Below are 23,288 nucleotides of genomic sequence, written 5' to 3'. Positions count from 1 at the left end.
CGAGGGTAGACCAGGAGATGACCGTGCGTGGAATCGTGCTGGCCTGCGGAAACACGCAGTTGCCATTGATCACTTACGGTGACGGTGTCGAGGTGGTCCAAGTACCTTCGCGACCGGGCAAGGACGATGTGGACTCCCACCTCGACGCCGACCGCCTGATCGTCGCCGGCACCGACGCCGACCTGGCCGCCGTCGCGCTGCGGCTGATGCGCAAGGAACGCCTCGGCGACACGATCGTCGGCTTCGTGCCCACGTCACCGCAGTCGGCCGTCGCCGCGCTGTGGACGTTGCCGGTCACTCCGGCAAAGGCTCTGGAGCTGGCACTGAGGGGCGACCCGGACGCGGTACCGCTGGTGCGCGACGACGTCGGCGGAGTCCTTGTGGGGCTTGGCGTTCTGGCTCCCGTGCGCGGGGTCGGGTACTGCGACGCGGACCTCGCGCTGCGCGGCCAGGCGACGCGGGTCGAGGTCACGCCGGACCCGGAGGTCGGCCTCGGGCTGGCGGTCCGGGTGGTCCAGCGACGGCTGATCGGCTCGCGGGTGAAGGAGTTCCGGCCGCGGGCGTTCCAGCTCGGCTGTTTCCCGACGACCGCGGTGCTGGACGGCGTGGAGCACCCGCGTCCGGTCGACAAGTGGACCTGGTACCGGCACACGGAGGACCTCCGGCTCGTCCGCGGGCTTTAACTGTCAGCTACCTGAGCGTCACCCGAAAGTGTTGATCTGGCCGAATTACTAGCCGACAGTGTTCCCGATCACTTCCAACCAGGAAGGTCGGGATGATGTCAAAAGTTAACAATGCCCTGGGGGTGTTGGTTGCCGCGCTGGCACTGACCCTCGGGCTCGTTTCCCCTGCACTCGCGACACCCGAACACATCCCCACTGCCGCCGACGCCCGCTCTCATCTGAGCACCCTGCTCGTCCGCGCCGACGGCTCGATGACCGGGTACTCCCGGGACAAGTTCCCGCACTGGATCACCCAGTCCGGGACCTGCAACACCCGTGAGGTGGTGCTGAAGCGCGACGGCACCAACGTGCAGACCGACTCGTCGTGCGCCGCGGTCTCGGGCCGCTGGTACTCGCCGTACGACGGCGCGACGTGGACCGTCGCGTCCGATTTGGACATCGACCACGTCGTGCCGCTGGCCGCGGCGTGGCGCTCGGGCGCGTCCACGTGGACCACCAGCAAGCGCCAGGCGTTCGCCAACGAGCTCTACTGGCCGCAGCTGATCGCGGTGACGGACAACGTCAACCAGGCCAAGGGCGACCAGGGGCCGGAGAAGTGGCTGCCTCCGCTGACGTCCTACCGGTGTACGTACGCGAGGATGTGGGTAGAGGTGAAGTACCGATATGGGTTGAGCGTCAACTCGGCGGAGAAGTCGACGTTGACGAACGTGCTCGGAGGTTGCTGATTTGCCGGAACTCTCGTCGTTGTTCGTGGCCGGACCGGGCGGGATCATGACCGACGAGGTCGGCGTGATCACCGGGGACCTGGAGCTCAAGACCGTTGTCGAGTCGGGGGTTCTCCGGGCGTTGGTCCGCTACGAGGGTGCCGACGAGTGGTACGCCATCACCGGCGGGACGTGTCCGCTTGACCCGGTTGCTCATCCTTCGGTGCACTCGCTGCTGCTGGGCGTGCTGAATCGCCCGACAGGCTAGGCAGGGCCTCGGCCGCTTCCGAGCGGCTCAGTCCGGTCGCCTGCAGCAGGTCCACCGCGATGCTGCGGATCTGCGCCAGCACGACTTTGGTCGAGAACCCGTCCCCACCGAGGTGCCGCGCGGTCAGGTGCCGCGCGGCATCCCGGATGGCGGTGCGGGTCTGTTCGGGTTCCTTGCCGTTCGCCAGCTCCGTGCGCAGCATGTCGACGGCGTCCGCGTAGCTGCGCAGTGTCTGCGGCAGGTTCTCCGGGATGCCTTCGTTCGCTCTGATCGCCGCCAGTGCTCGTCTGGCCAGCACACGGGTGTTGCGCAGCGCATAGTCGATCGGTGGCGCGGCCTGCTGGTAGTGCTTGAGGTCGTCCTTGCTGCGCCAGCGGATGGGCGCGATCGTGGCGATCTCACCGCCGGTCTTGAGCGCCGACTTGAACTCGTCCACCGCGGTCTGGGTGTCGCGCAGGTGGCTCAGAACGCTCGCAGCCTTTACGGCGTCCACTTCGGACACCGCGGTCGCGATGTTCCTGAGTGCGGTGGCCAGTTCGCCGAGGAGGGTCTTCGCCTGTCGCTGGGCGACCGTCACCGGGTTGGCCGGGATCAGGGCGGTGACGGCCAGTCCGACCAGACCGCCGATCAGGGCGTCGACCATGCGGTCGAGGCCGCCTCCCGTCTCCGGGGGCAGCAGCGTCGCCACCAGGACGCTGCTGGAGCCGGCCTGCAGGGCGATGACCTGGCCGGCGTCCAGGAGGACCGCTGCGGACATCGCCAGGGCGACTACCAGAGCGATCTGCCAGGGGCCGCTGCCGATCCAGCCGATCAACGCGTCGCCGACTCCGACACCCACGCTGACACCGACGACGAGCTCGCCGACCCGGCGGAGTCGCTGTCCCAGTGACACGCCGAGGCAGACGACGGCGGCGATCGGGGCGAAGAACGGGTGCGGGTGGCCGATCAGCTTGGTGGCGACCAGCCAGGCGAGGCCTGCGGCGAGGGCGCATTGGATAACGGGCAGGGCGGTGCTCCGCCACCGCTTGAGGCGGCGGCGGATCTCGTCACGAACGGCTCCCACGACGTCAACGCCCCTGGCCGGCCGACGCCGACGCGCGCTTCGCACGGGTCCCCCTCAGGGGGTCCCCCGCTTCAATTCTCCCAGGCGGCACCGACAGTTTCGGCGGCCGAAGCGCGCGGGCCATCAGGCCAGGCCGAGGACCGACGCGGCCTGCGGGTCGCTGTCCGTCAGGAACTTCTTGCAGCGGTCGTACTCCTCGTCCTCACCGATCTCCTGGGCGGAGCGGGCGAGAGCGGCGAGAGCGCGCAGGAAGCCCTGGTTGGCGCGATGCGACCACGGCACGGGCCCGAAGCCCTTCCAACCGGCTCGGCGCAGCTGGTCGAGGCCACGGTGGTAGCCGGTGCGCGCGTAGGCGTAGGCGGCGACGGGATCACCCGAGTGCAGGGCGCGTTCGGCGAGCAGGGCCCACGCCTCGCTGAAGTCCGGGTACGCCCGGACGATCTTCGCGGGATCGGTACCGCCGTCGGCGGCGGCCTCGGCCTCCGGGCGGGCGGGCAGACGAGTCGGCTCCGGGCCGAGGAGGTTCTCGTGCAACGACATGCGGCCATCGTGCCGCATGCGGGCAGGTCAGGTCAGGAACACCCTGGTGACGGCGGCCACCACGGCCAGCATCAGCGCGGACACCAGAACACCTGCGATGACCTTCTTGCTCATGGGCCCGCACCTTGCCCGATCTAGGCCGAAAAGAGCAACGGCCCTCACCCGAACGTGAACACGATATGAAAACTTCAGGGTAAAACCGGGGTGGTTTGCACTACCTGACCATGCGAGGTCGGCTCATCATGGGCAAATGATTCAGGGGGTTAGGCAGTTCCGCGACCAGTACTGGGAGCGGGGCGAGCCGGGGAGAGAGACTCCACGCCGGCTGGCGGAGCAGCTTTACACGCTCTGGCTGGCCGGTCTGCTGTTGAAGTTGCTCGGCTCGTCGTGGGACGTGGCCTGGCACTTCAAGTGGCTGCGCGACGACCTGGCGCCGCCACACCTGATCAACACCGCTGGTTCCGTCATCGTGGTCGCGCTCACGCTCTTCCACACCTACACCGGCTACGGCGCCGACCGCGCGACCCTGCGGATGATGCAGTGGGGTTGCGGGATCTTCCTGGTGGCGTTGCCGATCGACGTGATCAACCACCGGATCAACGGCCTCGACATCACGTCGTGGAGCGGCTCGCACGCCCTGCTGTACCTGGGCACCGCGATCATGCTCGCCGGAGCGATCCGCGGCTGGCTCAAGTACTTCCCCGAGGGCAGATTCCGCACGCTGGGGCTCGGCGCGCTGTGGTTCTTCTTCCTGGAGAACGTCTGGTTCCCCAACCAGCACCAGGAGTACGGCGTGCGCGCGCTGCAGGCGTGGGACTCCGGCAAGCCCGAGGCGGAGCCGATCCTGTTGCAGTTCGCCGCCGACCAGCTCGGCCAGCCCGTCGGCCGGGAGGCCGTCGTGCGGTTCGCGCTGCCGATCGCGGACTGGGTGTACCCGTTGTGGGGCCTGGTCGCGGCCGGTCTGGTGCTCGTGATCGCGCGGCGGACGATCAACCTCCCGTGGGCCGCGACGGCGGTCGCGGGCGCGTACGTGCTGTACCGCTGCCTGATCTGGCCGCTGCTCGTCGGGGTCGACTTCCCGGCGTCCGCGGTGCCGCTGTTCCTCGTGCTCGTCGGTTTGATGATCGACGTCGCGCACCTGGTCAAGGCGCCGGTGCCCGTGGTCGCGCTGCTGGGTTCGGCGGGCGTGACGACCGTCGGGTACGTGGGTATCTGGACGCAGCAGGAGTACCTGCTGGCGCCACCGATCTACTTCCCGTCGGCGGCGGCGACGTTCATCCTGCTCGCCACCCTCTGGACGGTCGGTGACCTCGCCATCCATCGCCCCGAGGTACAAGCCGTGGCGTCGAGAATGAAGCTCGTCTGAAATGCCGTCGGGGCCCTGTTCACTGCATTTAACGCAGTGAACAGGGCCCCGACGGCGTTGAACGCGTCAGCCGGCGATCATGCGGCCGGACGACTTCAGGTGCTCACAGGCCTGCGCGACGCGCGCGGCCATGGCCTGCTCGGCGACCTTCAGGTAGCTGCGCGGGTCGTAGGTCTTCTTGTTGCCGACCTCGCCGTCGACCTTCAGCACGCCGTCGTAGTTCGCGAACATGTGGCCCGCGATGGGCCGCGTGAACGCGTACTGGGTGTCCGTGTCGATGTTCATCTTGATGACGCCGTACGACACGGCCTCGTGGATCTCCTCCAGCAGCGAGCCGGAGCCGCCGTGGAACACGAGGTCGAACGGCTTGGAGCCGGCCGCCAGGCCCAGCTTCTCGGCCACCACGTCCTGACCCTGCTTGAGGATCTCGGGACGCAGCTTGACGTTGCCCGGCTTGTACACGCCGTGCACGTTGCCGAACGTCGCGGCGAGCAGGTAGCGGCCCTTCTCGCCGGCGCCCAGGACCTCGACGGTCTTCAGGTAGTCCTCGGGCGTCGTGTAGAGCTTGTCGTTGATCTCGTTGTCGACGCCGTCCTCTTCACCGCCGACGACACCGACCTCGATCTCCAGCACGATCTTGGCCTTGGCGGTGAGGTCGAGCAGCTCCGCCGCGATCTCCAGGTTCTCGTCCAGCGGCACGGCCGAGCCGTCCCACATGTGCGACTGGAACAGTGGGTTCCCGCCCTTGTCGACGCGCTCCTGGCTGATCGCCACGAGCGGCCGGACGTAGCCGTCCAGCTTGTCCTTGGGGCAGTGGTCGGTGTGCAGCGCGATGTTGACCGGATACTTCTCGGCCACCACGTGGGCGAACTCCGCGAGGGCGACAGCGCCGGTCACCATGTCCTTGACCTTGGTACCGGAGGCGAACTCCGCTCCACCGGTCGAGACCTGGATGATGCCGTCGCTCTCGGCCTCGGCGAACCCGCGCAGCGCCGCGTTGAGCGTCTCCGACGAGGTGACGTTGATCGCGGGGTAGGCGAACTCGTTCGCCTTGGCCCGGTCAAGCATCTCGGCGTAGACCTCGGGGGTTGCGATGGGCATCGGTGGTCCTCCTCAGGTGCCCGGAACGCCGTGTCGAAGGCATCCTACGAGGGCATAGTGGAGACCATGGCGACCGCTAGGTGGAATGGCAAGATCATCGCCTCCAGTGAGGACACGGTGATCGTCGAGGGGAACCACTACTTCCCGCTCTCGTCAGTCGATCAGTCCCTGTTGAAACCGTCCGACACCACCACGTTCTGCCCCTGGAAGGGCACGGCGAACTACTACACCCTGGTCGTGGACGGCGCCGAGAACGCCGACGCGGCCTGGTTCTACACGTCACCGAAGGATGCGGCGAAGCAGATCAAGGACCGCGTGGCGTTCTGGCGCGGAGTGACCGTCACCGCAGCCTGAGCGCCTTGGCGAGCAAGTCGTAGTGGCCGTTCAGCGACTGGACGGCCACATGGCTCGCCCCCAGCCGCCGGTGTTCCTCCAGCCGCGCGGCGATCTCCTCGGGCGTACCCCACGCGATCAGCTCGTCGACCAGACGGTCGGAACCGCCGTTCGCGAAGTCCGCCTCGGTGAACCCGTGGCGCAGCCAGTTGTTCGTGTAGTTCGGCAGCGCCAGGTAGGTCTTCAGGAACTCCCGTGCCGCCGCCCGCGCCGGCACCGGGTCGTCCTCGACCACCACGGTCACCTCGGGCGCCAGCTCGCGGTCACCGATGACCGAGCGGGCGAGTTCCGTGTGCGTACGCGGCCCCAGGTACGGGTGCGCGCCCGCCGTGCGCTCGGCGGCCAGCCGCAGCACCTTGGGCCCGAGCGCGGCCAGCACGAGCCGCGACGAAGGCACGTCGAGCTCGTCGAGGTACGACACGAGCTTCGTGTACGGCTTGGTGTACCCGCGGTTGACGTGGTGCCCCGCGCCGACGCCGAGCACGAGCCGATCGTTTCCCACCCTGTGGAACGACCGGGTGACGTCGGCCGCGCCGGCCGTCCAGACGTTGACGATCCCGGTCGCGACCGTGATCGTCCTGGTGTGCCCGAGCAGCTGCTCGGGTACGACGAGGTCACCCTCCGGCGAGCCGCCGACCCAGACCGTGCCGAACCCCTGTTCCTCCAGTTCAGCGGCAAGGTCCGGACGCTCCACCCAGACGTCCTGGCGCAGCCAGACCCCGTACTCCCCGAACATGTCGACCCCTCACGTTGAAAACGGTAGGTTCGTAGTATGCCGAAATTGAGCACGACCGATCTGGAAATCTCCCGCCTGTGCCTCGGCGGCAACGTGTTCGGCTGGACCGCGGACGAGCAGCAGTCGTTCGCGGTCCTGGACGCCTTCCACGCGGCGGGCGGCAACTTCGTCGACACCGCGGACGTGTACTCGGCCTGGGCCGAAGGCAACTCCGGCGGCGAGTCCGAGGAGATCATCGGCCGCTGGCTGGCCCGGCGCGGCAACCGCGACGAGATCGTCGTGGCCACCAAGGTCGGCATGCTGAAGGGCTTCGACAACCAGCGGGCCGGCACGATCGAGGCCGCCGCCGAGGCGTCGCTGAAGCGGCTCGGCGTCGACCACATCGACCTGTACTACTCCCACCGCGACGACCCGGCGACGCCGCTCGAGGAGTCGCTGGCGGCGTACGACCGGCTCGTCCGCGACGGCAAGGTCCGCTACATCGCGGCGTCGAACATCAGCGCGGCCCGGCTGCGGGAGGCGCTGGAGATCTCCGAACGCGAGGGCTTCGCGAAGTTCGTCGCGCTGCAGCCGGAGTACAACCTGGTCGCCCGCCAGCAGTACGAGGGTGACCTGGAGGCCGTCGTCCGCGACCACGGCCTGCGGACGGTGCCCTACTGGGGTCTCGCGAAGGGCTTTCTGACCGGCAAGTACCGGCCGGGCGTCGAGGTCGACAGCGCCCGCGCGGCCGCCGCGTCGAAGTACCTCGACGAGCACGGCCTGAAGACGTTGGAGATCCTCGACGACCTGGCCGAACAACACGGCACGACGGTCGCCGCGGTGGCGCTGGCCTGGCTCGCGAACCGGCCGACGGTGGCGTCCCCGATCGCCAGCGCCCGGACCGTCGAACAGCTGGAAGACCTGCTGCCGGTCCTGACGCTCGACATCGACACCACCCGCCTGGATGTAATTTAACTTGCCAGTAGCTTACTCGGAGTAAGTTGCGTTACCGTGACTCGCATGGACGTCACGGGCAAGGTGGTACTGATCACCGGCGCGGCCAGGGGCATCGGCGCCGAGGTGGCGAGGCAGCTGGCCGCGCGCGGGGCTCGCCTCGCGCTCGTGGGTCTGGAGAAGGACCAGCTCGAACGGGTCGCGGCGAGCACCGGCGGCAAGGCGTGGGAAGCGGACGTCACGGACTGGGACGCGCTGGATCGCGTCTTCACGGAGGTCGCTTCGCATTTCGGCGGCATCGACGTCGTCGTCGCGAACGCCGGCATCGCCGCGACCGGGTTCGTGCGTTCGATGGACCCCAAGGCGTTCGAGCGGGTCATCGAGGTGAACCTGCTCGGCGTGTGGCGAACCGTCCGGACGGCCCTGCCGCACGTCATCGCCCGCCGCGGCTACGTCCTGGTCGTGTCGTCGCTGGCCGCGATCGCGCACACCCCCGGGATGGCCTGCTACACGGCGGCGAAGGCGGGGTGTGAAGCGTTTGCGGACAGCCTGCGCGCCGAGGTCCGGCACCTCGGCGTGGACGTCGGCGTCGCCTACTTCTCGTGGATCGCCACGGACATGGTCAACAGCGCTGACCAGCACCCCGTCTTCGGGCCGATGCGCACGGCGATGCCGGGCATCCTCGGCAAGAAGTACCCGGTGTCCGCCGTCGGCCGTGCCGTGGTCAGGGGTATCGAGAGGCGCGCGCGGGCCGTGCACACGCCCGGCTGGGTGGGCGCGGTGAAGCTGTTCCGCGCCCTGCTGCCCCCGTTGATCGACCGCCGCTCGGGCGGTGCGGTGCCGGTTGCGGACCGGGCGATGGCCGAGACGGACACGTCGGGCCTGGTCGGCCCCGGTGGTCTAGCTGCGGAGAAGTGAGCCGAGGACCGTGTTCCACTCGTGGACGCGCCACTCGGTGATCACACCGGCGGACGAGTACGGGTCGCCGGCGATGATCTCCTTCACCGCGGTCTCGTCGTCGGCTTCGTACACGATCAAGGCGCCCAGGTCGTCCGTATAGGGACCGGCCAGCAGGACCACCCCACGTTCGACCAGTGCGGCGATGTACTCGCGGTGCGCGGGTCGCGCGGCGAGGCGTTCGTCGCGGTTCTGGCCGTACACCAATTCGACCGCAAAGCGGGCCATGTCCACCTCCGTAGCTGGAAGAACGGTAACGTCCTCCTCGTGGTTGGCGACCAGACCCCGAGCAGCGTGCAGGACACGCTGACCAACCTGCGCATCGCGGACGGTGTCGCAGCCCCTCCGGCCGGCCCGTTGACGCTGGAAGACCTGTACAAACAGCACCGGATGCGGTTGATCCGCCTGGCGCTGCTGCTGGTCGACGAGCCCGCGACGGCCGAGGACGTGGTGCAGGAGGCGTTCACCGGCCTGCACCGCAACTGGAAGGGCCTGCGCGACGCCCAGGCCGCGGTCGGCTACCTGCGCACGGCCGTTGTGAACGGCTCGCGCAGCGTTCTGCGCCGCCGCAAGACGGCCCGTGACTACACGCCGCCGCACGTGGCCAACGCCCGTTCGGCCGAGTCGCTCGCCATGCTCACCGCGGAGCACCAGGCCGTGGTGAAGGCGTTGCAGCAGCTGCCGCCCCGTCAGCGCGAGGTGCTCGTGCTGCGCTACTACGGCGACCTGTCCGAGGCCGAGATCGCCGAGGCGACCGGCATCTCGAAGGGCACGGTCAAGTCCACGGCGAGCCGCGCGCTGGACGCGTTGCAGAAGATCATGGCGGGGCGTTAACACACCTTTCGTCCTGGTGGAGCGCTTTCACGTGGTGGACGCGCGCCCCCAATCCGGTACTTGGTATAGACCAATGGCCGGTTGATGCCGCAGGATCAGACCTCGTGGCACCCAGCAGACACGTGGTCGCCGTCGACGTCGGCGGCACGGACACCAAAGCCGCGCTCGTCACCGGCACTCCTACGGGCGTGACGGCGGTGAAGCACAGCCGCCGGTCCACGCCCAGACCCGTCGGCCCGATCCTCGACGTCGTGGTGGACCTGGTCGAGGAACTGCGCCGCTCCTCGGAACACCAGGTCGAAGCGGTCGGCCTGGTCGTGCCGGGCGTCGTGGACGAGGCGAACGGCGTCGGCGTCTACGCCGCCAACCTCGGCTGGCAGGACTTCCCGTTCACCGCGACGCTCGAGGAACGCCTGGGCCTGCCGGTCGCGTTCGGGCACGACGTACGCGCGGGTGGCCTGGCCGAGCTGCGGCTGGGCGCCGCCAAGGGGCTCACGGACGCGGTGATCATGCCGATCGGCACCGGCATCGCGGGTGCGCTCGTGCTGGACGGGAAGTTGTACAGCGGCGGCGGGTACGCGGGCGAGATCGGCCATGTGGACGTGGGCCACGGCGAACCGTGCGGGTGTGGTCAGACGGGTTGCGTGGAGACCGTGGCGTCCTCGGCCGCGATCGCGCGGCGGTACTCGGTGCGCACGGGCAAGCCGGTGAACGGTGCCGCGGAGGTCGCCGATCTGGTCCGGCTCGGCGACCAGGACGCGGTCGTCGTGTGGCACGAGGCCGTGGACGCGCTGGCCAGGGGGATCCTGGTACTGGCGACCCTGCTCGGACCCGAGGCCGTGGTGCTCGGCGGCGGCCTCGCCCTGGCAGGAGACCTGCTGATCGAGCCGTTGCGGGACCGGCTGGACGGGCTGATCGCCTTCCAGCGCCGACCGGAGCTGCGGCTGGCTGCCCTCGGCGACGAGGCCGGCTGCCTCGGTGCCGCCCTGCTGGCCATCGACACGCTTGCGAAGATTTCAGGCCGGGAGGACAAATGAGCACGTGGGGCGGGCCCGTTGACGTGACGCTGGCCGGTGGCCGGATCGTCACGCCGGACGGGGTGCTCGAGCAGGGATGGATCAGCGTGCGCGAGGGCCGCATCCAGGCCGTCGGTGCCGGTGTACCTCCCGACGGACCGACACACGACGTGTCCGGCAACACGGTCGTGCCCGGATTCATCGACATCCACTGCCACGGCGGCGGCGGGCACGCGTTCACCAGCAGCGACCCGGAGCGGGTTCGCAAGGCGGCGGCCGCACACCGCAGGCACGGCACGACGACGCAGATCGCATCGCTCGTCTCGCGGCCCATCCCGGAGCTCGCCGACCAGGTGTCCGCGCTGGCCGAGTTCGTGCAGGACGGGCTGCTCGCCGGCATCCACCTGGAAGGGCCGTTCCTGTCGGCCGCGCGCTGCGGCGCGCACGACCCGGCCATCCTGTGCCCGCCGGACCAGGCGTCCGTGACGAAGCTGCTGGACGCGGGCAAGGGCACGATCCGCATGGTGACGATCGCCCCCGAGCTCGAGGGCGCGGTGGCCGCCGTCCACCAGCTCGTCGACAACGGCGTGCTCGCCGCGATCGGCCACACCGACGCGACCGAGGCGCAGGTCCGCCCGGCGGTCGACGCGGGCGCGTCCGTCGCGACGCACCTGTTCAACGGCATGCGGCCGCTGCACCACCGCGAGCCGGGCCCGATCGGCGCGCTGCTCGACGACGAGCGCGTGACCGTCGAGCTGATCTGTGACCTCGTGCACCTGCACCCCACGGCGGTGCGGCTCGCCGCGCACCACGCGGGCGTCGGCCGGACCGTGCTGATCACCGACGCGATCGCGGCCGCTGGCGTCGGCGACGGCGTGTACGACGTCGGCGGCCTGGAGGTCCGCGTCGTGGACGGCGTGCCGACGCTGGCCGGCGGCGCCGCACTGGCCGGCAGCACGCTGACGATGGACATGGCGTTCCGCAACGCCGTCAACTCGTGCGGGCTGTCGCTGTCCGAGGCCGTGCACGCGACCGCCACGCGTCCGGCGACCCTGCTGGGCCTCGGCGAGGAGACCGGGCAGCTGCGCGCGGGTTTCGCGGCGGACCTCGTCGTGCTCGATGCAGAATTGAAGCCCCGGGAAGTGTTGAGCAAGGGCGAGTGGGTCAAGAGCTGATGACGACGCAAGATCCGGAGCGGGTGCTGACGGACGCGCTGCGCAGGCAGGCCACCAGCACGAACGCGGGCATGACGCCCGTCGTGCCCGTTCCGGAGCAGCAACGGGAGCGAATGCCCGCACGGTGGGTGCTGCTGCTGGCGTTGCTGCTGGGCCTGGCCGCGGGCACGGTGGCAGCGGTGATCACGCTTAACTGACCTGTACCGTTGTGCCCGTGACGATTGCGCTTGGCCCTGACTGGCTGGATGCCGAAAAACTCCTCACGATGCTCGGTCCGTGGATGCTCCTCGGGCTGTGCCTGATCGTGTTCGCCGAGTGCGGTCTGCTCATCGGTTTCTTCCTGCCCGGCGACTCCCTGTTGTTCACCGCGGGACTCTTCGTCGCGGCACAACACATCCAGACGCCACTGTGGCTGGTCTGCGTGCTGCTCACGGTGTGCGCGATGCTCGGCAACGTCTGCGGCTACTTCATCGGTCAGCGCATCGGCCCGGCGTTGTTCAACAAGCCGGACTCCAAGCTGTTCAAGAAGGAGTACGTCGAGAAGACGCACGAGTTCTTCGAGAAGTACGGCGCGCGCGCGATCGTCATGGCGCGCTTCGTCCCGATCGTGCGCACGTTCATCACCGCGATGGCCGGTGTGGGCCGGATGGACAAGAAGACGTACTTCACGTACTCGTTCATCGGCGGTGTCGCGTGGGCGGCCGGCCTGACGGTGCTGGGCTACTTCCTGGGCCGCGTCGACTTCATCCGCAAGAACCTCGAACTGACCCTCGTCGCCATCGCGCTGCTCTCGGTCGTGCCGATCATCATCGAGGTGATCAAGGCGCGCAAGGAGAAAAAGGCCATGAACGGCGCAACGCAGGTCCTTCCGCGCGTGGAGGATTAGCCGACTTTCGTTGCCTTGTGACATCAGGGTCTCCAGCCCTAGGTTTTGGTCTAAACCAGTGGCTGGAGGCCCTGATGTCGTTGCTGCGCAAGACTTTGGCGGTCGCGTTGGCCGCCCTCTCCGTCTCGATCGGCCTGTCGCCCGTTGCTTCGTCGGCCCCACCACGAATTGTCGGCGCCTACTACGGCAACTGGTACAGCGAGAGCTACCCCATCTCCGCCATCCCGACCGACACACCCATCACGCATCTGTTCTACGCCTTCGCGTTGATCGAGAACGGCAAGTGCGTGATGCCCGCTCCCACGGCCGCGCGCGATTTCGCCGACATCCGCGCGCTGAAGCAGCGCAAGCCTTCCCTGAAGGCGTTGATCTCGCTGGGCGGCTGGGGTGCGGGCGGGTTCTCGGACGCCGCTCTGACTTCCGCTTCGCGGCAGACCCTCGTTCAGTCCTGTGTGGATCTCTTCTTCCGCGACCGGACGTTCGACGGTCTCGACATCGACTGGGAGTTCCCGGTCTACGGAGGTCCGGCCGACATCAAGGACCGGCCCGAGGACAAGCACAACATGACGTTGCTGGCGCAGGACTTCAAGCGTGCGCTGGGATCCCGTCTGGTCACCGCGGCCCTGCCGACCGGCCGGCTGCAGACCGACGGTTCTTACGACCCGGCGCGCAGTTTCGAACTCGGTGCGTTGGCCGGCGTTTTGGACTTCATCAACGTGATGACCTACGACATGGGTACCGGGTTCTCGCCCGTGGCGACGTTCAACGCACCCATGCGCGAGGTCGCCGCCGACCCGATGCCGCGGGCGGATCGCAAGTGGAACAACGTGGTGCGGGCCGTCGAGTACTACGAGCGGCACGGGGTGTCGCCTCGGAAGATGGTGCTCGGGGTGCCGTTCTACGGGCGTGGGTTCGTCGTTCGCTCTGAGGGGTCGCAGCACGGGCTTTACCAGCCGTACGAGAGCACCTTCTGGGTTGACGGGTACACCGACGTGCAGAAGTTGCGCGCCACTCCGGGATGGAAGGAGTACTGGCACCCGGTGGCGCAGTCGCCTTGGTTGTACAACGCGGCCGAGCGCAAGTTCGTGTCGTTCGAGAGCCCGCGGTCGATCGGGCTGCGTGCCTCCTTCGCGAAGTCGAAGGGCCTGCTCGGCACGTTCATGTGGGAGCTGGGCAACGACGACGCGCAGCACTCGTTGTTGAACGCTATGTCGCGCTGAACATCGAGCCGGGGTTGAACAGGTTCTCCGGGTCCAGCGCACGCTTGATGTCGCGGTGGACCCGGAGACCGACCGGCCCGATCTCGGTGGCCAGCCAGTCCCGCTTGATCTTCCCGATCCCGTGCTCCCCGGTGACCGTCCCCCCGAGAGCCAGCCCGACGGCGAGGATGTCGTCGAACGCCTTCTGCGCGCGAGCGAACTCGGCAGGGCTGGTGGGGTCGTAGACGATGGTCGGATGCATGTTGCCGTCGCCGGCGTGCCCGACGACGGCGATGCGCAGGCCGACCTCCTTGCTGATGTCCTCGCAGCCCTGGATGAGCTCGGCGATCCGGGTGCGCGGCACGCACACGTCGTCAGTCAGCCACGAGCCGTAGACCTCGAGGGCGGTGAGCACGGCCCGGCGCGCGGTCAGCAGGTCGCGGCCCTCGCTCAGGTCGTGCGTCGCGTAGACCAGGTCGGCGCCCGCGTCGTGGCAGATGGTGTCGATCTTGGTGAGCTCACGCTGGGCGGCCTCAGCGCCGGCGTCGGACTGGCAGATCAGCAGGGCCGCGCAGCCGGGGCCCGCGCCCAGCTCGGTCTTGAGGTAGCGCTCCACGGCCTCGATGGAGCTGCGGTCCATGATCTCCATCAACGACGGGACCAGGCCCTCCTTGATGATCCGGCTGACCGCGGCGCCCGCCTGGGCGGTCGTCGGGAACGCCGCGACCAGGGTGCTGGGCGCCTGCGGGAGGGGGCGTAGGGCGAGGGTGGCCTTGGTGATCACGCCGAGGGTGCCCTCGGAGCCGATGAACAGCTTGGTGAGGTCGTAGCCCGCCACGCCCTTGACCGTGCGCCGGCCGGTTTTCAGCAGCTCGCCGTCCGCCAGGACGACTTCGAGGCCGAGCACGGAGTCCGTGGTGACGCCGTACTTCACGCAGCACAGGCCGCCCGCGTTCGTGGAGAGGTTGCCGCCGATCGTGCACCAGTCGTAGCTCGACGGGTCCGGCGGATAGAACAGGCCGTGCTTCTCGACGGCGTCGCGCAGGTCCAGGTTGATGACGCCCGGTTCGACGACGGCCAGCCGGTTGTCCGGGTCCACCTCGATGATGTTGTTCATCTTCGTGGTCACCAGGACGACACAGCCGTCGATGGCGTTGGCCGCTCCGGAGAGTCCGCTGCCCGCGCCGCGCGGCACGATCGGGGTACGCGCCCGAGCGCATGCCCGCACCACGGCCTGTACCTGGGATGTCTCGGTCGGGAAGACGACTGCCAGCGGGGTGCCGTGCGGGGCCAGCGGCATCATGTCGCGCTGGTAGCTCGCGGTGACGTCGGTGTCGGTCAGGACACCCGCGGCGCCGACGGCGGCGCGGAGTTCGGCGAGCAGCGTCTCCATGCGGTCCACGCTAGTCCTGGGCGCCTGCGAATAGCCCCGCTTCCAATCGGGTAATCGGGTTCACGTGGTAACCGTGTGTGCTCAATCCAGTATTCGTCGTCCCGTTAGGTTCATGTCGCCGACCTGGGACGTTCCCACAACGTAGGCTCTAGCCGTGGCCCACGCTTTCGCCTCGTTGGAGACCGCAGGCCCGGTGGCCGTGTGGCTGATCGTGCTGAGCTTCATCTTCTTCGAGTGCGCCTTCATCTTCGGGCTGTTCCTGCCCGGCGACTCGCTGCTGTTCGCGGCGGGCGTGGTGCTGGCGAGCCACGGCAGCGAGCTGAGCGCGTGGGGACTGTCCATCACGGCGACCGTGGTCGCGGTGATCGCCAACCAGATCGGCTACTACGTCGGCAAGCACACCGGCACGCGGGTGCTGGCCAGGCGTGGCGGCAAGGTGCTCAACCGGCGCAACCTCACCAAAGCAGGGGACTTCCTCGATCGCCGGGGGTTCTGGGCCGTTGTACTGGCACGATGGATTCCGTGGGTGCGCACACTCGCGCCGATGATCGCCGGGGCAGCGCGGATGGACCTCCGGCGGTTCACGCTGGCTACGACGATCGGGGCACTCGCCTGGGTGCCGACGCTCGTGCTGGCGGGCTACTACGCGGCGTGGGTTCTGACGGCCGTACCTTGGTTGGAAACCGCGGCGGTGATCGTCAGCGTCGCGTTCTTCCTCGGGGGTACGGGTTGGGGCATCTGGCGCTACCGGCAAGAGATGAAGAAGCCGGTCGACGACATGGCCGACGTGGCGCCGTAGCGCTGCTCGCCCTCCTGCTCACCGCCTGCGGACACGCGGCGCCCGCCGCGGACAGCCCGACCACCTCCAAGGCTCCCGTGGAACTGTTCTCGTTGGACACCGACGTGCAGGGCGTGCGGAAGTGGACGTCCGACGACGCGCACATGGGGTTCGTCTACCGCAAGCAGCCCATCGACTTCCGGCTCAAGCTCGGCAACACGACCGGCCGGCGGCAGGACAAGGCCGACGTCTCGTTCAAGCTGGAGTACCTGGACGGTGAGGGCGACATCATCATCCAGGGCGAGGGCTGGACGTGTCAGGGTGACGCGTTCGTCAACACGTGCAAGAGCGACGTGCCCGTCGAGACCGGCGCGGCGTGGCCCGACCTGCCGTTCACGATGCACCACTCCAAGGGCGGGCAGACTCAGGTGACGATCACCTGGGGCAACGTCACGAAGTACGTCGTGTTCCGGTGGGACACCAGTACCTAGAGCACCCGGAACCTAGAGAACTTCGGTGATCAGCAGGTCCGCGTTGCCCTTGGAGGAGTTGACCATCAGGGCGTTGACGTGGTCCGTGCCGTGCAGCACGCGCTCCTCGGCCTCCGACAGCGTCCGCCCGTACCGCAGGTGCCGGTCGATCAGCCGCTGCACCCGCACGTCCTCGTCGATGAACAGGAACCACGCCTCGTCGAGGATCATGCGGACGCGCTTCCACTTGTCGTAGTTCAGCAAGAGGTAGTTGCCCTCGGTCACGACGAGCGGGATCTCGGTCGGCACCGGCACGGCGCACGCGACGGGTTCCTCGATCTCACGGCGGAACTCCGGCGCGTAGATGACGTCGGGTCCGCAGGCCTTCAGCCGGCCCAGCAGGTCGACGTAGCCGGGGATGTCGAACGTGTCCGGCGCGCCCTTGCGTTCGACCAGGCGCAGCCGCTCGAGCTCGCGCTGGGCGAGGTGGAAGCCGTCCATCTCGACGAGCACGGCCGAGCCGTCCAGGGCCTCCACCAGCCTGCGGGCCAGGGTGGACTTGCCGGAGCCCGGCGCACCGCCGATGCCGAGGATCTTGCGTTCACCGGACGCCGCCAAAGCGCGTGCCCGGCCTAGGAGCTCGTCGAACCTGACCTGCTGTCCTGCCACCTTGCCAGCTCCCTAACCCAATCCCCGACCGCACTGCCGACCCGAACCGCCGCGGCCGCGGCCGCCTCCTCGATCGCGTCGATCCACGAGGTCCCGCGGGCCAGCGACAGCGCGTAGGCGCCGTGCCACACGTCGCCCGCGCCGTTCGTGTCCTTGACGTCGACCGACGGGACCGGCACGGCACCGGAAGCGCCGGAAGGACGCGACCAGGTGACCGGGGCGGAGCCGTGGGTCCTGATCACCAGCGGCACACCGCGGGCGTGGAGGTCGTCCTCGGAAAGTTCGAAACTTGACGAGCACGCAGCCACGTCCACCAGCGGCAACAGGTGATCGAGGACAGGTTTCCAGCTACCGGCGTCCAGCACCACAGTCAATCCGGACCGTTTTGCGGCCGTTGCCGCGGCGAGAGCCAGCGCCGGGTGGTGGCCGTCGACGAGCACCACGTCCGCGGACGACACCAGAGCGTCCGCATCCCCGCCTGCAAGAACCGAACCCGCGTTGTGGGAAACGACGATCCGCTCGCCGTCCGACTCCCGCACGACCACCATGCTCACCGGAGTGATTCCGGTCACAGCGTGCACGTCGACCGGCGCCAGTGACGACACGACTACCGAGCCGAGCGGATCGGATCCCAACGCCGTCAGCAGGGACGCCGACCCACCGAGGGCGGCGACGGCGCGGGCGGCGTTCGCGGCCGGGCCACCGGGCGACAAATCGACCGAAACGGACTGCACCTTCTCGCCCGGTGCCGGGAAGTCGATCACGGTTTGGACCACGTCGAGAGTTGCCAGCCCGACACACAGCACGGCAGCCATCTGGCGATCCTCCAAACGGGTAAGGTCCCGCGCATGGTCACCATGCGGGATGTCGCGGCTCTCGCGGGGGTCTCCATCACCACGGTGTCACACGTGATCAACGAGACGAGGCCGGTCGCGCTGGACACGCGCGACCGGGTCCAGAAGGCGATCGACGAGACCGGGTACACGGGCGACGCCATCGCGAGGTCGCTGGTCATGGGCGGCACCAAGTCACTGGGGCTCGCCGTCTCTCTCGTGTCGCACCCGTACTTCGCCGAGCTGATCGCCGCCATCGAGAACGAGGCCACCCGCAACGGGTACACGCTCGTGCTGATGGACACGCGGGACACCCCGGAGTCCGAGCAGGCCGCGGTGCGCAAGCTCAGATCCCGCCGCGTCGACGGGCTGCTGCTCACCCCGTCCGCGGGCGCGGGCAGCCTGGTGTTGCCCGAACTCAAGCGGCTCGGCATCCCGACCGTGCTGGTCGACCGGCTGACCGTCGCGAAGGACATCGACCAGGTCGGGCCGGAGAACGTCCAGGCCACCTCGTCGCTGGTCAGGCATCTCGCCGAACTGGGGCACCGGCGCATCGGCATCGTGTGCGGCAAGGCCGGGGTGGCGACCACCGAGGAACGCATCCTCGGCTACCGCTTGGGCCTCGGCCGCGCCGGGCTGCAGTGGGACGAGAACCTGGTGTCCAGCAACGGCTGGCTCGCGCCACTGCTCGACCTCGCGGAGCCGGCGACGGCCGTCGTCGCGGCCGACCACCTCGTCACGGTCGGACTGCTGCACGAGGCACGGGCACGCGGCCTGCGGCTGGGCCAGGACCTCGCGGTCGCGGCCTATGACGAGGTCGAGTGGGCGACGTTGATCGACCCGCCGCTCACCACGCTCGCGCAACCCGTCGAGGAGATCGGCCGGACCGCGGTCCGGCTGCTGCTCTCCCGCATCGCCGACCCCGAACGGCCACCGGAGACGATCCGGCTCGCGCCGTCGCTGATGCATCGCAACTCCTGCGGATGTTGATCCCCGGCCTCGTCTCGGTGACGTTCCGGCAGCTGACCATCGGGGAAATCGGTGAGCTGGCAACGGAATGCGGGCTACAGGCCGTCGAGTGGGGCGCGGACGTGCACGTGCCGCCGTGCGACTTCGCCGCCGCCCGCCGGGCGCTCGACACCGGGCTGAAGGTCGCGGCCTACGGGTCGTACTACCGCGCGGGCGTCACCGACCGCGCCGAGCTCGCGGAGATCCTGGAGACGGCCGCGGAGCTGGACGCACCGCTGGTCCGGGTCTGGGCCGGCACCGAGGGCTCCGCCGAGTGCGCGGACCGCGGGCCGGTGGTGGAAGCCCTCCACCACGCCGCGGAGCACGCCGAGGCGATGGGCACGCGGATCGCGCTGGAGTACCACCGCAACACGCTCACCGACACGCTCGAGTCGGCCCAGCAGCTGCTCGAAGAGGTGCCGGGCGTGGTCCCGTACTGGCAGCCGCGCGGCGGGCAGGACGTGTTCTCCGCGGTGCACGAGGTGCGGACGTTGGAACCCGTTACGGCACACGTGTTCTCGTGGGGTCCGGGCGGCGGCAAGGACCGGCTGCCGCTGGCCGCGCGCAAGGACCTGTGGCGCCCGGTGCTGACCGAGCTGGCGCGCGACGGCGTCGACCGCAACGTGTTGCTGGAGTTCGTGATCGACGACTCGCCGGAGCAGTTCCGGCGCGACGCGGCGACGTTGTTGAGCTACATCCGCACGTCGTGACGTTCCAGCAGCGCGGCGGCCTCCAGGCACATCCAGCCGCCGAGCTGGATCGACAGGTCACGCCCCTCTCGTTCGACGACCGGCCGTGACCATTCCGGACCGAACAGCGGCCCGCTGACCGCCATGGACCGGTTGAGCCACGCGGCTTCCGCGGACTGGTACACCAGCTCGGCCGCGAGACTCCCGGCCTCGGCGAGCTGCGGTTCCAGCGCGGCCTGGGCGAGATACCGCACGAGGATCCCGGCGAACAACCCGCCGTCGCCGCCGCCCGCACCCTTGACCACGCCGTCGACCGCCAGGTGGTCGTGCACGCCGGTGATCACCCGAGCCGCCCGATCCAGCCACGGCGCCGGCTGCCCGGCCTTCGCGATCTCGACGCACGCACCGAGCAGAACCCCTTGGCAGTACGTGTAGATGTTCTTCTCGATCTCGCGGATCTCGCCACTCGGGTGCACGTGCAGGCCGTCCCACGCCAGCCCGGTGCCCGGATCGACGAGGTGCTCCTCGATCCAGTCCACAGTGGACCGCGCCCGGACCAGGTCGGTGCGTTCACCGCCCGCGTTGGCGAGCCGGGCCAGGAAGATCGCGGCGGGACCGTTGGCCGGCACGTTCTTGAAGTCGTCGTTGCGCTTCCACCAGATGCCGCCGCCCGCGTGGTCGGTCCACCCGTCGCGCAACCGCTGCGCGATCACGTTGATGGCCTTGGGTTTCGTGACGCCGACCTCCTTGGCGGCTCTCAGCAGAGCCAGCCCCAGCCAGGCGACGTCGTCGTAGAAGTCGTTGGTCCAGCCCGCCAGGTTGCGCACCCGGATGCCGCGCACCAGCCGCTTGACCATGTCCTCCCGGGAGGCCGTCGGCTTGCGCAGGTACGCGTCGACCATGCAGTCGAGCAGGTGCGCCTGCCACCAGTAGTTCATCCGGACGTGCGTCTTGTCCCGCCACGTCGCCGGCCACGCCACCGTGCCGAGCAATGTGCCCGGCAGTCCCCACACGCGGCGCAGGTGCCGTGACTGCACCGCCCGCTCCGCCACGCCGGCCCGCGCCGCCAGCAGTTTCGCGATCACCCCGTCATCGTCGCGACTGGACCGGTCAAGACGCTCGGTGAACCGACCAGTGGTAGAGCGCCATCGCGACCGATGTCGTCAGGTTGTAGCTGGATACCTTGGCGCGCATGGGCAAGCTGACGATCCGGTCCGCCTTCTGCCGAACCTCGTCGGACAGCCCGTGCCGCTCGGAGCCGAACGCGAGCACCGCGTCGTCCGGGATCTCGCCCTTCAGCAGTTCGCCGTCCGCGTCGAACGCGATCAGCGGCCCCCCGAAGTCCAGGCTCTGCGCCTTGCCGACCGGCAGCGCGAAGTGCAGGCCCGCCGAGCCGCGCAACACGTTGGGGTGCCACGGATCCACGTCGCCGATCGACAGCACGCCACCCGCGTCCAGCCCCGCCGCCACGCGGATCGCGGCGCCGAAGTTGCCCAGGTTGCGCGGGTTGTCGAGCAGCACGATCGGCGCTTCCCGGTCGAACGGCAGCTCCGGCCGTTCCGCGAAGCCTCCAACGCCGGTGGGGTGGGTGCGGCCGATCTTCGCGACGAACTCCTTCTCGTCGACCTCGGTGGCGCGCGTCTCGAGCTCGGCGCGCAGGTCCGGGGCGTGCGAGTCGGCGAGCTTCAGCAGGCCCGGCAGGCTCGTCGTGAGCAACGGGCGGACGTCACCACCGAACCGCAGCGCGTGTTTGACCGCGTGAAAACCCTCGAGCACCAGCACTTCGTCACCTTATGAAGGACTCGACGGTCTCCGCGAACCAGGACGGGTGGTCGAGCCACGGGAAGTGGCCGCCGCCAGCCAGCACGTCCATCCGCGCCTGCGGGAACAGGTCGGCGTACTCGGCCACGATCGGCACCGGCGAGTTCGTGTCGAACGTGCCCGCGATCAGCAGCGTCGGAGCGGTGAACCCGGCCAGCGCGTCACGGGTCGCCGCGGGGTCGAACGCGCTGCCGAAGATCGCGGCCGCCTCGTCGTTGCGCCGCTGGGCGGCGTGGTGGGCCCGCGCCTTCGCGTCCCAGCGACCGTAGGTGAACGGGACGAGATCGGCCCAGTCGTCCGGCGTGCCCTGGCCGACGACGATGCGTTCGAACGCCGCGGATCCCTTGGCGAACCAGGGTTCTTCCGCACGGTGCCGCATCACCGCACGCCGGACGGCCGGCGACACGTTCAGCCCCACGGCGAACGGGCTGGGCGTGACGAGGACGAGCTTGGCGACGCGTTCGGGGTACCTGGTCGCGTACAGCACGGCGAGGTTGGTGCCCGCCGAATGGCCGAGCAGAGTGATCCGGTCCAGGCCCAGGTGCAGCCGCAACGCCTCGACGTCCTCGACCTGGCGGTCACAGCGGTAGGACGACGGGTCGGCCGGGATCTCGGACTCACCGGTGCCGCGCGGGTCCAGCCGGACCATCGGCAGGTCGGGCAGGTACGACGAGTCCTGCATCGGACCGCCCGGCAGGCCGATCATCGAGCCGTCGCCGTGGTACGCGAGCTTCGTGCCGTCGTACGACGAGAAGATCCCCATCAGCGGAAGCTTAGTTTGTGCCCCGACCGCGTACGGGCGGCGAACCCGACCCAGGAGACGATCACGATGGTGCCGAGCACGAACTGCACCGCCGCCGACTGGCTCTCCGGATACCAGACGCCGTCGATGTAGTGGTCGATGAACCCGCCGCTCAGCTCCGGCTGACCGGCCTGCAAACGGAAGTGGTTCTCCAGCATGGTCAACGGGCACTTGACGTCGACGAGCAGGCTGAGGATCGCCCACGCGCCGATCACGAGATGCGGGTAGATCACGCCCCGCCAGCGCCACGCGAAGAAGCCGCCCACGATGAGGAACCCCATGAGCGCGAAGTGCAGAACCATCACCGTGTCGGCGAGCACTCGGGCCATCCGCACCACCCCTGTTCCAGGGTAGAGCGGATGGCCTCGAGTCGCTCTCGATAAATCTCAGGCCAGGCCGAGGTCGGCGAGGTCCAGCAGGTACCGGTACTGCAGGCCCTCCGCCTCGATCGCCTCGCGGGCGCCGGTGTCGCGGTCGACGACGGTGGCGACGCCGACGACGGTGGCGCCATGGGCCCGCAGGGCCTCGACGGCGGTGAGCACCGAACCACCGGTGGTGGAAGTGTCCTCGACGGCGAGCACGCGCTGCCCCGCGACGTCGATGCCCTCGATCTGGCGCTGCATGCCGTGTGCCTTGGCGGCCTTGCGGACGACGAACACGTCGAGCACGTCACCCGCCACGGCGGCGTCGTGCATCATCGCGTACGCCACGGGGTCCGCGCCGAGGGTGAGACCACCGACGGCGACGTAGTCCCAGTCGGTCGTGAGCTGCCGCAACAGCTTGCCGATCAGGGGCGCGGCCGCGTGGTGCAGCGTCGCGCGACGCAGGTCGATGTAGTAGTCGGCCTCTTTGCCGGACGACAGGGTCACCTTGCCGTGCACGACGGCCAACTCACTCACCAGGCGGGCCAGTTCGGCCTTCGCGCCGGAGTCAAGAACCACTTCAGTACGCACGGAACGCAAGCTTCGCAC

30 protein-coding genes are annotated in these 23,288 nt (G+C 69.0%); 16 read left to right on the top strand and 14 right to left on the bottom strand.

What is annotated here, in order from left to right; translation table 11 throughout:
• The first annotated feature begins 17 nt into the window (after positions 1 to 17).
• Complete coding sequence (locus QSK35_RS26950; RefSeq protein WP_502881722.1) at positions 18 to 683, top strand: hypothetical protein; 666 nt, start codon at positions 18 to 20, stop codon at positions 681 to 683.
• 95 nt (positions 684 to 778) lie between these two features.
• A complete protein-coding gene (locus QSK35_RS26945) occupies positions 779 to 1,408 on the top strand; it encodes a GmrSD restriction endonuclease domain-containing protein (protein ID WP_285750367.1) in 630 nt (209 codons plus the stop codon).
• Positions 1,409 to 1,566: 158 nt separating this feature from the next.
• On the opposite strand, the gene QSK35_RS26940 is transcribed toward QSK35_RS26945, so the two are convergent.
• From QSK35_RS26940 to QSK35_RS26930, 3 genes are all read right to left on the bottom strand, one after another.
• Positions 1,567 to 2,718, bottom strand: coding sequence for an FUSC family protein (locus tag QSK35_RS26940; protein ID WP_285750298.1), 1,152 nt, complete (start codon positions 2,716 to 2,718; stop codon positions 1,567 to 1,569).
• A 123-nt stretch (positions 2,719 to 2,841) separates the two neighbouring features.
• The gene (locus tag QSK35_RS26935) at positions 2,842 to 3,276 is read right to left on the bottom strand and encodes a DUF3151 domain-containing protein (protein WP_285750297.1); all 435 of its coding nucleotides are present in this window, start codon (positions 3,274 to 3,276) and stop codon (positions 2,842 to 2,844) included.
• Positions 3,277 to 3,285: 9 nt separating this feature from the next.
• The gene (locus QSK35_RS26930) at positions 3,286 to 3,420 is read right to left on the bottom strand and encodes a hypothetical protein (RefSeq protein ID WP_285750296.1); all 135 of its coding nucleotides are present in this window, start codon (positions 3,418 to 3,420) and stop codon (positions 3,286 to 3,288) included.
• Positions 3,421 to 3,508: 88 nt separating this feature from the next.
• Here QSK35_RS26930 and QSK35_RS26925 point away from each other — a divergent pair, with 88 nt between their 5' ends.
• On the top strand, positions 3,509 to 4,624 hold the full coding sequence (locus QSK35_RS26925) for a hypothetical protein (protein ID WP_285750295.1): 1,116 nt from the start codon (positions 3,509 to 3,511) through the stop codon (positions 4,622 to 4,624).
• Positions 4,625 to 4,690: 66 nt separating this feature from the next.
• On the opposite strand, the gene fbaA is transcribed toward QSK35_RS26925, so the two are convergent.
• On the bottom strand, positions 4,691 to 5,725 hold the full coding sequence (gene fbaA, locus QSK35_RS26920; RefSeq protein WP_285750294.1) for a class II fructose-bisphosphate aldolase: 1,035 nt from the start codon (positions 5,723 to 5,725) through the stop codon (positions 4,691 to 4,693).
• 66 nt (positions 5,726 to 5,791) lie between these two features.
• On the opposite strand from fbaA, the gene QSK35_RS26915 reads away from it, so the two are divergent.
• Positions 5,792 to 6,079, top strand: a complete 288-nt coding sequence (locus tag QSK35_RS26915; RefSeq protein WP_285750293.1) for a DUF427 domain-containing protein — start codon at positions 5,792 to 5,794, stop codon at positions 6,077 to 6,079.
• On the opposite strand, the gene QSK35_RS26910 is transcribed toward QSK35_RS26915, so the two are convergent.
• Positions 6,066 to 6,854: a TIGR03620 family F420-dependent LLM class oxidoreductase gene (locus tag QSK35_RS26910; RefSeq protein WP_285750292.1), complete on the bottom strand. Its 789-nt coding sequence runs from the start codon at positions 6,852 to 6,854 to the stop codon at positions 6,066 to 6,068. The genes QSK35_RS26915 and QSK35_RS26910 overlap by 14 nt on opposite strands.
• Before the next feature lie 36 nt (positions 6,855 to 6,890).
• Here QSK35_RS26910 and QSK35_RS26905 point away from each other — a divergent pair, with 36 nt between their 5' ends.
• Both QSK35_RS26905 and QSK35_RS26900 read left to right on the top strand, forming a co-directional pair.
• On the top strand, positions 6,891 to 7,808 hold the full coding sequence (locus QSK35_RS26905; RefSeq protein WP_285750290.1) for an aldo/keto reductase: 918 nt from the start codon (positions 6,891 to 6,893) through the stop codon (positions 7,806 to 7,808).
• Positions 7,809 to 7,853: 45 nt separating this feature from the next.
• Positions 7,854 to 8,705: an SDR family oxidoreductase gene (locus QSK35_RS26900; protein ID WP_285750289.1), complete on the top strand. Its 852-nt coding sequence runs from the start codon at positions 7,854 to 7,856 to the stop codon at positions 8,703 to 8,705.
• Here the strand turns inward: QSK35_RS26900 and QSK35_RS26895 are convergent.
• On the bottom strand, positions 8,688 to 8,972 hold the full coding sequence (locus QSK35_RS26895) for a YciI family protein (protein ID WP_285750288.1): 285 nt from the start codon (positions 8,970 to 8,972) through the stop codon (positions 8,688 to 8,690). The two genes, QSK35_RS26900 and QSK35_RS26895, sit on opposite strands and share 18 nt — an antisense overlap.
• Before the next feature lie 39 nt (positions 8,973 to 9,011).
• Here QSK35_RS26895 and QSK35_RS26890 point away from each other — a divergent pair, with 39 nt between their 5' ends.
• From QSK35_RS26890 to QSK35_RS26865, 6 genes are all read left to right on the top strand, one after another.
• On the top strand, positions 9,012 to 9,578 hold the full coding sequence (locus QSK35_RS26890; RefSeq protein WP_285750287.1) for a SigE family RNA polymerase sigma factor: 567 nt from the start codon (positions 9,012 to 9,014) through the stop codon (positions 9,576 to 9,578).
• Positions 9,579 to 9,682: 104 nt separating this feature from the next.
• Positions 9,683 to 10,615 carry an ROK family protein gene (locus tag QSK35_RS26885; RefSeq protein WP_285750286.1) on the top strand — a complete coding sequence of 311 codons (933 nt, stop codon included), beginning with the start codon at positions 9,683 to 9,685 and terminating at the stop codon, positions 10,613 to 10,615.
• On the top strand, positions 10,612 to 11,769 hold the full coding sequence (nagA, locus tag QSK35_RS26880; protein WP_285750285.1) for an N-acetylglucosamine-6-phosphate deacetylase: 1,158 nt from the start codon (positions 10,612 to 10,614) through the stop codon (positions 11,767 to 11,769). The genes QSK35_RS26885 and nagA overlap by 4 nt, the downstream gene beginning before the upstream one ends.
• Positions 11,769 to 11,966, top strand: coding sequence for a hypothetical protein (locus tag QSK35_RS26875; RefSeq protein ID WP_285750284.1), 198 nt, complete (start codon positions 11,769 to 11,771; stop codon positions 11,964 to 11,966). Before nagA ends, QSK35_RS26875 begins: the two co-directional genes overlap by 1 nt.
• Positions 11,967 to 12,034: 68 nt before the next feature.
• Positions 12,035 to 12,655 (top strand): DedA family protein, encoded by a 621-nt coding sequence (locus QSK35_RS26870; protein ID WP_285750366.1) that lies wholly within the window; start codon positions 12,035 to 12,037, stop codon positions 12,653 to 12,655.
• A gap of 74 nt (positions 12,656 to 12,729) precedes the next feature.
• Positions 12,730 to 13,875: a glycoside hydrolase family 18 protein gene (locus QSK35_RS26865; RefSeq protein WP_285750283.1), complete on the top strand. Its 1,146-nt coding sequence runs from the start codon at positions 12,730 to 12,732 to the stop codon at positions 13,873 to 13,875.
• Here QSK35_RS26865 and QSK35_RS26860 read toward each other — a convergent pair.
• Positions 13,862 to 15,247: an FAD-binding oxidoreductase gene (locus QSK35_RS26860; RefSeq protein WP_285750282.1), complete on the bottom strand. Its 1,386-nt coding sequence runs from the start codon at positions 15,245 to 15,247 to the stop codon at positions 13,862 to 13,864. The genes QSK35_RS26865 and QSK35_RS26860 overlap by 14 nt on opposite strands.
• A 154-nt stretch (positions 15,248 to 15,401) precedes the next feature.
• Here QSK35_RS26860 and QSK35_RS26855 point away from each other — a divergent pair, with 154 nt between their 5' ends.
• Both QSK35_RS26855 and QSK35_RS26850 read left to right on the top strand, forming a co-directional pair.
• A complete protein-coding gene (locus QSK35_RS26855) occupies positions 15,402 to 16,046 on the top strand; it encodes a DedA family protein (protein WP_285750281.1) in 645 nt (214 codons plus the stop codon).
• Between the two features lie 77 nt (positions 16,047 to 16,123).
• A complete protein-coding gene (locus QSK35_RS26850) occupies positions 16,124 to 16,516 on the top strand; it encodes a hypothetical protein (protein WP_285750280.1) in 393 nt (130 codons plus the stop codon).
• 12 nt (positions 16,517 to 16,528) lie between these two features.
• On the opposite strand, the gene QSK35_RS26845 is transcribed toward QSK35_RS26850, so the two are convergent.
• Together QSK35_RS26845 and QSK35_RS26840 are read right to left on the bottom strand one after the other, a co-directional pair.
• Positions 16,529 to 17,164, bottom strand: a complete 636-nt coding sequence (locus QSK35_RS26845; protein WP_285750279.1) for a nucleoside/nucleotide kinase family protein — start codon at positions 17,162 to 17,164, stop codon at positions 16,529 to 16,531.
• Entirely contained in the window at positions 17,128 to 17,979 is an 852-nt protein-coding gene (locus QSK35_RS26840) for a PfkB family carbohydrate kinase (RefSeq protein ID WP_285750278.1), read from the bottom strand. Before QSK35_RS26840 ends, QSK35_RS26845 begins: the two co-directional genes overlap by 37 nt.
• Positions 17,980 to 18,012: 33 nt before the next feature.
• On the opposite strand from QSK35_RS26840, the gene QSK35_RS26835 reads away from it, so the two are divergent.
• Together QSK35_RS26835 and QSK35_RS26830 are read left to right on the top strand one after the other, a co-directional pair.
• Complete coding sequence (locus QSK35_RS26835; RefSeq protein WP_285750277.1) at positions 18,013 to 18,987, top strand: LacI family DNA-binding transcriptional regulator; 975 nt, start codon at positions 18,013 to 18,015, stop codon at positions 18,985 to 18,987.
• Positions 18,981 to 19,715, top strand: a complete 735-nt coding sequence (locus tag QSK35_RS26830; RefSeq protein WP_285750276.1) for a sugar phosphate isomerase/epimerase family protein — start codon at positions 18,981 to 18,983, stop codon at positions 19,713 to 19,715. Before QSK35_RS26835 ends, QSK35_RS26830 begins: the two co-directional genes overlap by 7 nt.
• On the opposite strand, the gene QSK35_RS26825 is transcribed toward QSK35_RS26830, so the two are convergent.
• Genes QSK35_RS26825 through pyrE form a run of 5 tightly spaced genes read right to left on the bottom strand, consistent with a single transcriptional unit; the run spans position 19,697 to position 23,258 of the window.
• Positions 19,697 to 20,779 (bottom strand): glycoside hydrolase family 76 protein, encoded by a 1,083-nt coding sequence (locus QSK35_RS26825; RefSeq protein ID WP_285750275.1) that lies wholly within the window; start codon positions 20,777 to 20,779, stop codon positions 19,697 to 19,699. The two genes, QSK35_RS26830 and QSK35_RS26825, sit on opposite strands and share 19 nt — an antisense overlap.
• Positions 20,780 to 20,804: 25 nt before the next feature.
• Positions 20,805 to 21,476, bottom strand: coding sequence for a TrmH family RNA methyltransferase (locus QSK35_RS26820; RefSeq protein WP_285750274.1), 672 nt, complete (start codon positions 21,474 to 21,476; stop codon positions 20,805 to 20,807).
• Positions 21,477 to 21,480: 4 nt separating this feature from the next.
• Complete coding sequence (locus tag QSK35_RS26815; RefSeq protein WP_285750273.1) at positions 21,481 to 22,278, bottom strand: alpha/beta fold hydrolase; 798 nt, start codon at positions 22,276 to 22,278, stop codon at positions 21,481 to 21,483.
• A complete protein-coding gene (locus tag QSK35_RS26810; RefSeq protein WP_285750272.1) occupies positions 22,278 to 22,646 on the bottom strand; it encodes a DUF2784 domain-containing protein in 369 nt (122 codons plus the stop codon). The genes QSK35_RS26815 and QSK35_RS26810 overlap by 1 nt, the downstream gene beginning before the upstream one ends.
• Positions 22,647 to 22,703: 57 nt before the next feature.
• Entirely contained in the window at positions 22,704 to 23,258 is a 555-nt protein-coding gene (gene pyrE, locus QSK35_RS26805; RefSeq protein ID WP_285750365.1) for an orotate phosphoribosyltransferase, read from the bottom strand.
• Positions 23,259 to 23,288 lie beyond the last annotated feature (30 nt).

The sequence above is a fragment of the Lentzea sp. NBRC 105346 genome (assembly GCF_030269605.1).
Classification (GTDB): Bacteria; Actinomycetota; Actinomycetes; order Mycobacteriales; family Pseudonocardiaceae; genus Lentzea.
This window is presented reverse-complemented; position numbering and strand designations above follow the sequence as displayed.